The sequence below is a fragment of the Bartonella sp. AP150HLJHH genome (genome assembly GCF_042196385.1).
Lineage (GTDB): Bacteria > Pseudomonadota > Alphaproteobacteria > Rhizobiales > Rhizobiaceae > Bartonella.
In genome coordinates, this window is sequence record NZ_JBHIQC010000006.1 from 79,732 (window position 1) to 91,320 (window position 11,589).

Genomic DNA, 11,589 nt, shown 5'->3' on the forward strand with positions numbered 1-11,589 from the left:
GTGATATTATTTTTTGAAATTGAGCGTCTGTATAGAGTCGTTAGCGTTCTCTTCGGCAATGAATTGTTGACTTAAATCTTTATTTTGTTTCAATGCATCGCGAATAAGCTCATCGGTAAGCACTAAATGCGCATTTATGATATCACAAAAGGAAATAGGGGTATACATGGCTTCTCCATAAGCAGCTTTATCAGTGTTTAAAATAAATCCATCTTGCGTGATATTTGTAAGTGTCCCACGAAATTTTCGGCGCCCATCAATTGTTATTTTGGTTTCAATTTTTGCAAGATGCCCTTGCCAATGAAAAAAATCAGATTTTCTTACCAATGGACGATCAATTCCAGGTGATGAGATTTCTAAATGATATTTGCGTTCAATAACATTTTGTACATCAAGGAGGGGAGAAACTGTTCGACTAACAGTTTCACAATCTTCTATGGTCATAGAACCATCGGCACGCTCAACCATAATTTGAAGTGTTAAACCATTTTGACCAAGAAGTTTCACACGAACCAAACGAAAACCTAAAGGTTTAAGTAGTGGTATGACAAGAGCAGCAACCTGTGCTTCGATACCATCTTCTTCAAATAGGCGCGGTTCGTCAAGATTGCTTATTTTTTCAGCTTCGTTCATACATTTTATCCAAGTTAGTTTCATCAGTTTTATGATATTAAAAAAGAGCGGGTCCAACGGCCCACTCTTCATCATAAGACCAAGAATTTAACTATTGATACTCTTAAATTCAAAATTTTTCAAGTTGTTTATGAGAAAAGCGCTTGATCATTTATTTCTTGATAAAGGTAAGATAGGCAGGCGTTCGTCCTTCGCGTAAAGCTTTTGCTTCATAGCGGGTTCCGCTCCATAGTGGATAAGGGAGTTTCCAGTCTTGAGGGCTTTCTGCTTTCCATTCAAAGTGATCATGTTGTGCACAATGGTACAAAGTCCAGTTTACATAACTGTCTATATCGCTAGCAAAGCGCAAAAATTTCCCTATTTTAAGAACACGAGCAAAACGGTTAAGATTTTTTATGTTGATGAAGCGTCGTTTCCAGTGTTTCTTTTTCGGCCAAGGATCAGGATAGAAGAGGTCTATTCCATCAAGCGAGTTATCAGGGAGCCAATCAAGAAGGCGTGTAGCATCATCATTATAGAGGCGAAGACGATTTTGATGGTTTTGATGCTGTTCAAGAGACGATAATATTTTTGCCATGCCATTGATAAAGGGCTCGACGCCGATAAAACCGGTTTTTGGAAAATATTCCATTTCATGAAGTAAATGTTCACCTCCACCAAAACCGATTTCAAGTCGAATTTCTCTTACTTTGCTTGAAAATAAGGATGTAAGGTTTAAGGGAGGAGGGACATTTAAATCAATATTCAAACTGGGGAGAAGCATTTGTATACGTGTAAGCTGACTGTCTCGAAGTTGTTTTCCTTGTCGGCGTCCAAAAAATGCTTCACTCTTACGTATATTATGTTTAATCATGGGATTTGGATCATTGTTTGAAGCGTTTTCACGAGATCAGTTTTTTCCCATGAAAACGAACCATCGTGTTTTGGTTTACGACCAAAGTGACCATAGGCAGCTGTTTTCGCATAAATAGGTTTATTGAGGTCAAGATGTTTTCGAATGCCGGTAGGTGAAAGGTCCATTATTTTGCGGATGGCTTCTTCAATAACCTTTTCATCGACTTTTCCTGTTCCATGAAGATTAAGATAAATAGATAAAGGTTGTGCAATACCAATTGCATAGGAGAGTTGAATGGTGCATCTTTCTGCTAAATGAGCAGCAACAATATTCTTAGCCAGATAGCGTGCCGCATAGGCAGCAGAACGATCAACTTTTGTTGTATCTTTTCCTGAAAAAGCACCGCCTCCATGGGGTGCTGCACCTCCGTAAGTATCCACAATAATTTTGCGTCCCGTTAATCCGGCATCGCTTTGAGGGCCTCCAATGACAAATTTTCCTGTTGGGTTAATATACCAACTACATTGAGCTGCAATGGGAATGTCATGTAAAGCTTGGCGAATGTAAGGTTCAACCACTGTACGTACTTTATTGGAATCCCAGCTTTCATCAAGGTGCTGCGTTGAAAGAACAATGGATGTGACCTCTATCGGTTTTCCATTTTTATAACGTATGGTTATTTGGCTTTTAGCATCTGGTCCTAATTTTCCAGTTTCTCCCTCTCCTTTATGACGAGCTGCGGCAAGAAGTTTGAGAATTTTATGCGCATAATAAATTGGCGCAGGCATGAGATCAGGTGTTTCACGGCAAGCATATCCAAACATGATACCTTGATCACCCGCTCCTTCTTCACCATGCCGATCCGTAGCATTATCAACCCCTCTTGCTATATCAGCTGATTGTGGGCGCAAAAGAACATCAATTTTAACAGTTTTCCAATGGAAGCCTGCTTGTTCATAGCCAATGGTACGAATAGCACGGCGCGCTGCTGTACGAAAACGTGTAGGATTAATGAGTGGAAAGCTAGTTTCATCATAGATGAATTCTTTATTTTTATCTTTTTTTAATAGCGTATCGGGAACACGTACTTCACCAGCGATAACAACACGGTTGACACTGACGAGAGTTTCACAGGCAACGCGTACTAACCATGGATCAGTACCAGTCTTTTCAGCTTCTTTATAGATCATATCAACGATTTCATCGGAAATACGATCACAAATTTTATCAGGATGTCCTTCCGATACCGATTCGCTCGTAAAAAGATAATCTTGATGCGGCATAGGAACTCCTTCAAAAAAGAAAACCAACGATTTAATCAATTGCTTACTAAAGTCGTCACCATTTGCTAATTCTACAGCAAATAGTCAATGCAAATGTATATGAATAAAAGAGAAAAGATATAATTTTAATTTATAACTTATTTGTCAAATCTTCCTCAGAAAGTGCTTTTGCCAAGTCAATAATTTTTCGACGCACTTTAGCATCAGATATATTTGTAAAAGCGCGCATGAGCTGAATCCCTTCGCTGCTAGAACAAAAGTCTATAAAATTGTGTTCACTTTCAGCAAAACCCTCTACTTGTTGGGAGGTAATACCTTTATCAAAAAAGTAAGAAACAGGAACATCCATAATTTCCGCTATCGCTTGAAGACGGCTGGCACCAATACGGTTTGTTCCTTTTTCATATTTTTGGATTTGCTGAAAAGTAATTCCTAATTTTTCGCCTAGTTTCTCTTGAGTGAGTCCTAAAATATTACGACGTAAACGGATACGAGTTCCAACATAGATATCTATAGGGTCAGGTTTTTTTCTAGTTTCGGTCATAATGCAACTCTTTATTTCCAGCATTTTTCTTCTAAACCAACATCATATTTATGCGCAGTTGATTTATCATATAATTAAAACAATATGTAATATTTTTTCCCAATATCACTGGTACACGCAACACAATACCGTACAAAGGGCACTTGAATCATTTAAGCTGTTTTGTAAAACCAAAACCAATACGACACAATAGCATAAGGATGAATAAGATAAAAGTAGAGAAAGTTCTGTATTCATTGCTTCCTATAGGGGTAATGGATGATGGAACTTGTGAATCAATAATGCCCACAGCATTTTGTCGAAGAGCTACAACGATTCGTCCATAAGAATCAATAACAGCTGATATGCCATTATTGGCGGCCCGTATGAGGGGGATTCCCAGTTCAACGGCACGAAGCTGTGCTTGTTGAAGATGTTGATAGGGTCCAGGTGTTACACCAAACCATGCATCATTTGTAATATTAATAATTGCTTGAGGCGGGGAGCCTTTGAAAGTCATTTCATGGGGAAATATTGCTTCATAACAAATCAAGGGTAGATAAGAAAATCCGTTTGGCATTGTAACAATTTTGCGCACACTTGCAGCACTATATCCACCAATATTATCAGCAAGGGTACGCAATCCAATTTTTTTCAATAAACTCTGATAAGGAAGATACTCACCAAAAGGAACCAAATGAAGTTTATCGGAAGTATTTAAAATATTACCTTGAGCATTAATGACTGCAATTGTATTAAAATATTGTGTTTGGGAATGAGGTAGATCATTGCTGGCGCGTATTGCTCCAACAATAGCCCATTGTTTAGGTTTTAAAAGAGAGGCAATGCGCATTGTGATAGATGAATTATCATAGAGAAGGTAAGGAACGGAAGCTTCAGGCCATACGATAAAATCGGGTTCTGAATTTTGATCGGTTGTTGGCGTTGCACTTAGCTTCATATGTGCTTCCAACATAGATTCTCGTGTATTATCACGCAATTTTATATTTTGTTGGATGGACGGTTGAACAATGCGCACCCAATAAGCACTTTTTTGATCTTCAGCTGTATTCTCTATCGTATGAAGACGATAAAACCCAAAACCACAGTGAATGAATATAAGTGATAAGCAAAGAGAAAGTGCCACTTTCTTTTTTTCATCCGTTAATAAAACAGTTGGCAAACTGTAGGCTAAGACAGCAAGAATATTCATTCCGTAAAGTCCTACGATTGCATCAGATTGCATGAACATTGGGGTTGGCATGGCTGTATAGCCAAGAGAATTCCATGGAAATCCTGTGAATAAAAACGCACGCAACCACTCGGATAATCCTAATGCAAAGGCTAAAACAAAAAAGCGTGCTATTCCTTTTGTCCATAATAAACCGACAATGAAACCAGAAAAAAACCAATAAAGAGAAAGGTAGAGTGGAGGGAATAAAATGGCTAATGGGACTGCCCAACCAAAAGAATCTGGATCTGTTAACAAAGCATTGCATAGCCACCAAAGGCCGCAAATAAAATAACTAAAACCAAAGGTTCCACAGCTTAAAGCGTAAGTAAAAAAATGTTTTTTATTGTTTTTGGTGGCCCGTATTGAGTCAAGTAAAACAATAAAGAGAGGGAAAGTTAAAAAGCAAAGAGGCGTTAAATAAAAGGGTGGAAGTGCAAAAGAAGTAAGAGCACCACACAGAAATATCCATGCTTGGCGCTTCCAGCCTGTAACAGAGAACAAAAAAACGATGAAATTGTTTAAAAATACTGGACTATTCTTTAGGGATGGCATTGTTCTCAAGATTCTCATTTTTGGGAATGCGAAAAATGCGCAATCGTTTAATCCGGCGTTTATCAGCTTCTAAAATACGAAATCTATAGCCAGGTACAGCTTCGACAATTTCACCTTTAGCAGGAATGCGATCAAGAATTGAGACGATCAAACCACCAATAGTATCAACTTCATCACCATATTCCCCTACGATAAAATCAGGACCAAGAGCTTTCTCCACATCTTCTAGTTCAGTTCTTGCATCAACGAGCCATTTATTATTTGGTTCACGTACGATAGCATTGTCGACATTATCATGTTCATCTTCGATATCCCCAACGACTAACTCAACAATATCTTCCATTGAAACGAGACCATCTGTTCCTCCATGTTCATCAATAACTAAAGCCATTTGAGTTCGTGTAGTTTGCATCCGTGTTAATAATTTGCTTGCAAGCATAGAACTGGGAACAAAGAGAACTGTTCGGATCAAATCCAATTCACCGATTGGAGTATGCAAGTCTGTATGGTTTAATTGAAGAAAATCGGATTTTTGTTCGGTTTTTGTTGGGTTGATAATAAAGCGAGCGATGTAGTTAAGAATATCGCGGATATGGATCATGCCGCGCGGATCATCTAAAGTTTCAGCATAAACGGGGATACGAGAATGACCAATTTTTGCAAAACATTTAAGGGTTTCTCCAAGAGAGGTGTTTATTTCTAATGCTTCGATTTCAGAACGAGGTATCATAACATCATCCACGCGTGCTTCACGTAAGCGTAAAATGTTATGCAGCATAGTACGTTCTTCAGGTGAGAAGAGGGCGGTATCTTTTTCATTATTAGTCGTGAGTGCAACGGTAAGATCATCGCGCAGTGACGTAGATGCACAATTACGACCCCGTAAGAATGAAAATAAATGATTCATCAGGGAATATTTCTCTGTATGATTCGTCTGTTGAGAGGGGTCTTTTTCATTATTAGAAGATGCTTGACTATTATTTTGTGCATTTATTTTGTTTGCCATGGTTTTGAAATCTTTTAGACTTTCTTTTTTATAATAGATAAATAAGAGGCTTTAAATGGTATGCTGGTAATATTGATTTTAAAAGTTAAATTTTATCATTGATAGACAATTATGCGTAAGGATCTTTTATGGAAAGCTTTTGAAGAATTTCTCTTTCGAGCTTTTCCATTTTATATGCTTCATCATCAGTTTCATGGTCATAACCAAGCAGATGCAAGATACCATGAACAATCATATGTGTTAAATGGTCTTGAAATGTTTTTCCTTCTTTCTCTGCTTCGAAAACAACAGTTTCTCGGGCAATAATAATATCACCGAGTATGGGACCAGGTCGATTTCCAGCTTTAAGTGGAAAAGCAGGAAAGGATAATACATTAGTAGATTTGTTTTTGTTGCGCCATTGTGCATTGATTTGTGCCATATGTTCATCATCCGTAAAAAGCAGGCTAATCTCGCTTACAACATTTGCCAATGAAACATGATGCATAGTTGCCATTAATGCTTTTTCAGTGATATTATAAAGCATTTTCTCATCATTCCACCCTGCGCTTTTAATCATTATATCAATAATAATCATGATGAATCAAATTCATTTTTTAATGCATCGCATGCGAATGATTTTTTTTTATTTTGTATTTCGGAATCACGATCATAAGCACGAACGATAGCAGCAACAAGTGGGTGGCGTACAACATCTTTTTCATCAAAATGCACAATTGCAATATTTTCTACATTTGAAAGAATGCGAATTGCTTCAATGAGACCTGATTTTTGCCCTGTAGGCAAATCAATTTGGCTTACGTCACCGGTAACAATCATACGTGTTCCTTCTCCAAGACGTGTGAGGAACATTTTCATTTGCATGGGCGTAGTATTTTGTGCCTCATCAAGAATAACAGCAGCATGGGCAAGTGTTCGTCCGCGCATAAAGGCGAGAGGAGCAATTTCTATGACACCAGAGGCTAAAATGCGTTCTATTTTTTCAGCGGGCATCATATCATAAAGAGCATCATAAAGTGGTCGTAAATATGGGTCGACTTTTTCTTTGAGATCACCGGGAAGAAAACCAAGATGTTCTCCAGCTTCAACAGCCGGACGTGAGAGAATAATTCGCTCAATGATACCACGTTCTAGAAGCATTGCAGCATGAGCAACAGCAAGATACGTTTTTCCTGTTCCTGCTGGTCCTACACCAAACACAAGTTCAGTATGCTCCATAGCACTTATGTAAGCGTCTTGTGTTGGAGTTCTTGCATGAATTATTTTTTTATGGGTACTCAACCGAGCTGCTATACGTTTCGTTGCAGATTTGTGTGTTATTGTGTCTTCTTTCTGCTTCTTTGGTATATTTGCCATAGCAATCGCTCCTTTTATATCTGATAAAGTGAGCTCTTGATGTGTTTTGGCACGTTCATAAAGCTGCTGCAATGCATATTGCGCACGTTTTATAACAGAAATATTTCCACGGATTAAGACTTCATTACCACGCGGATGAATACTAAGTTCGAGTTTTTTTTCGATATAAGCGAGATTTTCGTCAAATTTACCAAAAACTGCTTTTGCATATTTATTATTTTCGAAAATCAAAACAACTTGGCTCACATCTGAAGCGCTTGTTTGTTTCAAGGTATCAGCCTTTTCAAGGGACATATTTACTTTTTCTTTAATACGCTTTATTTTTTCGGTTGAAGCTTTCAGCCTATTCTCCATATTTACATAAATATTGCACATTTTGTTAAGTAAACTTTATAAAAGACAATTTTTACAAAAAGTGCACGCTTTAGATGTAATCATTTGCTTTTAAAATAAAAGAGTTTTCCAAAATATTTATTTTTGAACAAGGTATTAGAGGCATGTTTATCTATTTGTCACTTCACCAACAAAACTGTTTGAGCTTGCATTTTTAATATGAATTTCTATCACGCTACCTGTAGAGGCTTCTGTATCGACAACAACAGGTAAAAGCCAAGGGGAACGCCCTACCATTTGCCCTGAGTGACGTCCAGGTTTTTCGATGAGAACGTTCGTTTTTTGATCAATTTTAGAACGCAAAAACGCATTTTGTTGCTCAAGGAGAAGGGCTTGTAAATGTTGAAGTCGGGCATCTTTTACAGATTCATCAACATGATTTTTCATTGTGGCTCCCACTGTTCCAGGACGGGGGGAATATTTAAAAGAATAAGCTGAACTGTACTGTACTTGTTGAATAAGTTTAATGGTTTCTTCAAAGTCTTCATCTGTTTCTCCTGGAAACCCTACAATAAAATCGCCTGAAAAGGCAATATCTGGCCGTACGGTTCGAATTTTTTCGATAAGATGAAGATAATGAGAGCTTTTGTGTTGTCTGTTCATGGCTTTTAAGATGCGATCTGAACCTGATTGAACAGGAAGATGGAGGTAAGGCATTAACATATCAAGATCTCGATGCGCGGCAATAAGGCTATCATCCATATCACGTGGGTGGCTGGTTGTGTAACGCAAACGCTTTAAACCATCGAGTTTTGCGAGATGATAAAGAAGATCACCAAGACGCCAAGTTTTGCCATCAGCACTTTGTCCATGCCAACCATTGACATTTTGTCCAAGCAGCGTAATTTCTTTGACACCCGCTTCGATGAGTTGAAGGGCTTCCTCGGTAATTTGCTCGACAGACCGTGATATTTCAGCACCGCGTGTGTAAGGAACAACACAAAAAGTGCAAAATTTATCGCAACCTTCCTGTACTGTTAAAAATGCGCTAACACCTCGTTTTCTTACTGCATGTTTATTATGGGGCGGCAAATGAGCAAATTTATCTTCAACAGCATAGTCTGTTTCGATAATTTTTTTCCCTTGTTTGGCTTTTTCTAACAATTCTGGCAAGCGATGATACATTTGCGGACCAATAACAAGATCCACTGTTGGAGCACGGCGCAAGATTTCACTTCCCTCAGCTTGTGCAACACAACCTGTTACACCAACCATCAGGGGTTTATCAGGTGTGCGCTCTTGACGCATAACGCGCAAACGACCAAGATCAGAATAAAGTTTTTCTGCTGCTTTTTCACGAATATGACAGGTATTAACAAGAATAAGATCGGCATCATTGGGAATTTGTGTTGTCACATAGCCTTGCGAACTGAGGCTATCAGTCATCCGTTGGCTATCATAAACGTTCATTTGACATCCATAGGTTTTGATAAAAACCTTTTTAGGAGCAACAGGAGGCGTATTTTTAGGATTTACTTTATTCATAGCGCATGTGTAAATGTTTTTTACACAAATCTCAATCTATTTGCTTAAAAGTTTTTTGCATGATAATTGCATCACCACGACCATTTTTTGACGCGTAGTAGGCAAGACGTTCAGAAATTTTTTGAAATTCAAAGCGTTGATAAAGGTTCAAAGCAGAAAGATTTGTGGCTTCTACTTCCAAGAATAATTTTATGGCGCCCTTGTCGTGAAGATGGTGAACTGTACGATCGATAAGAAAGGTACCAATTCCTTTTTGACGATAATGAGGATGAACAGCAATTGTGATGATTTCTGCTTCATCAAGGATGAGACGGCATAGGCAAAAGCCTAAAATTTGATCAGAGTGATCAATGAGAAAAGCTTTGTATCCGAAGATAGAGTGATCTGTTAAGAAATTATCAAAAGCTTGTTTTTCCCAAGAAGGGGTAAAACAATGCTGATGAATTTGATGAAGAGAAGCACTATCATTAACTTGTAGCGGAGCAATTCCAAAATTCTTTTTTGTCAATGAAAATTTGGGCATTATTTTTTTTGTGGTAAAGCAAAATTGGTTTGTTGTTTTGCATCAGCGCTGCGTAGATAGAGTGGGCGAGGTGAATTTTTTGATTGTTTGTTTGCAGCAAGATAAGCATAGTTTACAATATCGGCCGCTTCGCAGGGGATTTTTTCTAGGACAATTTTTTCGTATATTTTATGGTTTTTAATATGCTCCACAACGACATCAGCAGCTGGGCCAGTCAGTCGGGTTTTTTTGGGCAAATCTTCGAGGATATTTTCAATTGTTTTTAATCCCGGCTCTCCCAAAGGTGTGAGATCATTATGAAAATTTTGATGGTAGAACATCCCTCTCCCTGCTTCAATGACAACAGTAATTGCCGATGCTGTACTTTTATTGTTTATGACTTGTGCTGCTAACGCTTCAAGAGCACTCACTCCAACAGCAGGTATTTCAAGTGCTAATGCCAAAGCGCGCGCTGTTGCAACACCGACACGTACACCAGTAAATGATCCAGGTCCAATATTGACAGCAATACGCTCAACTTGATCAAGCGTCATATTGGCTTGTTTCATTATTTGTGTAATCTGCCCAATAAGTTTTTCAGCATGTCCTTTGTTCATGCGCTCATTGATACGCGCAATAACAGATTTATGACGAATAAGCGCAACAGCACAATAAATTGAAGCAGTATCTATAGCAAGGATAAGCATAAAAATATTTTAGTTGAATAAAACGATAAATAAAAGTCCTGCTGTATTTTTAATCTTTTCATTATCGTATATTTCATTTGTAAGAAAGTTACTAGTGCCAATAAGCAACAATATCTTTTTATGGGATAGAACGAGATGTTGATTTAATCCTTATTTTTATCACTTTTTGAATGAGTATCTTGAGTATTGTAAGATTCTCTTATTTTAAATCTACTTATGGTGAAACAATTAAAGTTATTAGCTTGTATATTACAAGCGGAGTTAGCGTATGAATCAAAACTGTTGAAGAAAAGAATAAAAACTCCTTTCACGAATCGTTTAAATGTAAGGATTGTCACAACTTTTAAGCTATCAAATAGTACGATGATGCCACTTGTATTACATAGTAAGTAAAAGTAATTTAAAAGAGGAAAAGTTATGACCCCACATTTTTTTCAAATAAGAATATATTTTATCCGTCTTTATATAAAAACCTCAGCGTAATGAGAGCAGATGAAAGAAATGGCATTGTTTTGCATGAGTTACGTATTTCGATACTACCCTGTTGCAAATCATTATGGACTGAAAAGCACATTTGACAGTTTTCACTTAAATATCAGCTCTTTCAATTTTTTGTATAGAATAATGAGCAGTATTTTAGAATTTTTTCTGGTTTACAGAGTCACATTATACAAAAAAACGCAATAAAGTCAATATGTTGTTTGCAATTATTTTATATGAATCCACTTAAGAATCCATCTTTTTATACGTGATTCATTTGATCATTTTTTATATAAGATTGCCATGTATGAATAGACCATAAAAAGCAAATCATGACGTGAATATTATAACGCATGTGTGTATTCAAATAAAATGAAAAGCCGATATCATTCATAACAGTTTATAAATTTTATGATATGTTTTTATCACTCAAAATCGCATTGTTTAAAATTTAGTTGTTTGGAATTATCGATAACATACGTTTAAAGATCACATCTTGTTTTAATGATTGGATTGTTAATCGCATAAAAGAGCAAATTAACATTCGCCAAAATTGGCGAGCGCAAAATAGAGAGCTGTCATAACAGCATCATCATAACA

General features: G+C 37.3%; 11 protein-coding genes. All 11 read right to left on the reverse strand.

Annotated elements, in window-relative coordinates; translation table 11 throughout:
- Window positions 1–6: 6 nt before the first annotated feature.
- The 11 genes from rimP to tsaB all read right to left on the reverse strand — a co-directional run bounded on the left by rimP (window position 7) and on the right by tsaB (window position 10,509).
- Window positions 7–657: a ribosome maturation factor RimP gene (rimP, locus tag ACFING_RS04245; RefSeq protein ID WP_375630010.1), complete on the reverse strand. Its 651-nt coding sequence runs from the start codon at window positions 655–657 to the stop codon at window positions 7–9.
- Window positions 658–784: 127 nt separating this feature from the next.
- On the reverse strand, window positions 785–1,486 hold the full coding sequence (locus ACFING_RS04250) for a tRNA (guanine(46)-N(7))-methyltransferase TrmB (RefSeq protein ID WP_375611812.1): 702 nt from the start codon (window positions 1,484–1,486) through the stop codon (window positions 785–787).
- Complete coding sequence (gene metK / locus ACFING_RS04255) at window positions 1,483–2,751, reverse strand: methionine adenosyltransferase (protein ID WP_375613312.1); 1,269 nt, start codon at window positions 2,749–2,751, stop codon at window positions 1,483–1,485. The genes ACFING_RS04250 and metK overlap by 4 nt, the downstream gene beginning before the upstream one ends.
- 130 nt (window positions 2,752–2,881) lie before the next feature.
- Window positions 2,882–3,295 (reverse strand): helix-turn-helix domain-containing protein, encoded by a 414-nt coding sequence (locus ACFING_RS04260; protein WP_375611810.1) that lies wholly within the window; start codon window positions 3,293–3,295, stop codon window positions 2,882–2,884.
- Between the two features lie 148 nt (window positions 3,296–3,443).
- Window positions 3,444–5,078, reverse strand: coding sequence for an apolipoprotein N-acyltransferase (gene lnt, locus ACFING_RS04265; protein WP_375630011.1), 1,635 nt, complete (start codon window positions 5,076–5,078; stop codon window positions 3,444–3,446).
- Window positions 5,041–6,066, reverse strand: coding sequence for a hemolysin family protein (locus ACFING_RS04270; RefSeq protein ID WP_375630012.1), 1,026 nt, complete (start codon window positions 6,064–6,066; stop codon window positions 5,041–5,043). Before ACFING_RS04270 ends, lnt begins: the two co-directional genes overlap by 38 nt.
- A gap of 109 nt (window positions 6,067–6,175) precedes the next feature.
- On the reverse strand, window positions 6,176–6,643 hold the full coding sequence (gene ybeY / locus ACFING_RS04275; RefSeq protein ID WP_375611807.1) for an rRNA maturation RNase YbeY: 468 nt from the start codon (window positions 6,641–6,643) through the stop codon (window positions 6,176–6,178).
- Window positions 6,640–7,764, reverse strand: coding sequence for a PhoH family protein (locus ACFING_RS04280; protein ID WP_375613339.1), 1,125 nt, complete (start codon window positions 7,762–7,764; stop codon window positions 6,640–6,642). The genes ybeY and ACFING_RS04280 overlap by 4 nt, the downstream gene beginning before the upstream one ends.
- Before the next feature lie 159 nt (window positions 7,765–7,923).
- Window positions 7,924–9,300, reverse strand: a complete 1,377-nt coding sequence (miaB, locus tag ACFING_RS04285) for a tRNA (N6-isopentenyl adenosine(37)-C2)-methylthiotransferase MiaB (protein WP_375621198.1) — start codon at window positions 9,298–9,300, stop codon at window positions 7,924–7,926.
- 31 nt (window positions 9,301–9,331) lie between these two features.
- Window positions 9,332–9,823: a ribosomal protein S18-alanine N-acetyltransferase gene (gene rimI, locus ACFING_RS04290; RefSeq protein WP_375611805.1), complete on the reverse strand. Its 492-nt coding sequence runs from the start codon at window positions 9,821–9,823 to the stop codon at window positions 9,332–9,334.
- Window positions 9,823–10,509 carry a tRNA (adenosine(37)-N6)-threonylcarbamoyltransferase complex dimerization subunit type 1 TsaB gene (tsaB, locus tag ACFING_RS04295; RefSeq protein ID WP_375621199.1) on the reverse strand — a complete coding sequence of 229 codons (687 nt, stop codon included), beginning with the start codon at window positions 10,507–10,509 and terminating at the stop codon, window positions 9,823–9,825. The genes rimI and tsaB overlap by 1 nt, the downstream gene beginning before the upstream one ends.
- Window positions 10,510–11,589: the final 1,080 nt, after the last annotated feature.

Excerpts from the sequence above, each read along its gene's own strand:
- metK (WP_375613312.1), bottom strand. The coding sequence starts at position 2,751 with ATGCCGCATCAAGATTATCTTTTTACGAGCGAATCGGTATCGGAAGGA.
- tsaB (WP_375621199.1), bottom strand. The coding sequence starts at position 10,509 with ATGCTTATCCTTGCTATAGATACTGCTTCAATTTATTGTGCTGTTGCG.
- rimI (WP_375611805.1), bottom strand. The coding sequence starts at position 9,823 with ATGCCCAAATTTTCATTGACAAAAAAGAATTTTGGAATTGCTCCGCTA.
- ybeY (WP_375611807.1), bottom strand. The coding sequence starts at position 6,643 with ATGATTATTATTGATATAATGATTAAAAGCGCAGGGTGGAATGATGAG.
- miaB (WP_375621198.1), bottom strand. The coding sequence starts at position 9,300 with ATGAATAAAGTAAATCCTAAAAATACGCCTCCTGTTGCTCCTAAAAAG.
- ACFING_RS04270 (WP_375630012.1), bottom strand. The coding sequence starts at position 6,066 with ATGGCAAACAAAATAAATGCACAAAATAATAGTCAAGCATCTTCTAAT.
- ACFING_RS04260 (WP_375611810.1), bottom strand. The coding sequence starts at position 3,295 with ATGACCGAAACTAGAAAAAAACCTGACCCTATAGATATCTATGTTGGA.
- lnt (WP_375630011.1), bottom strand. The coding sequence starts at position 5,078 with ATGAGAATCTTGAGAACAATGCCATCCCTAAAGAATAGTCCAGTATTT.
- rimP (WP_375630010.1), bottom strand. The coding sequence starts at position 657 with ATGAAACTAACTTGGATAAAATGTATGAACGAAGCTGAAAAAATAAGC.
- ACFING_RS04250 (WP_375611812.1), bottom strand. The coding sequence starts at position 1,486 with ATGATTAAACATAATATACGTAAGAGTGAAGCATTTTTTGGACGCCGA.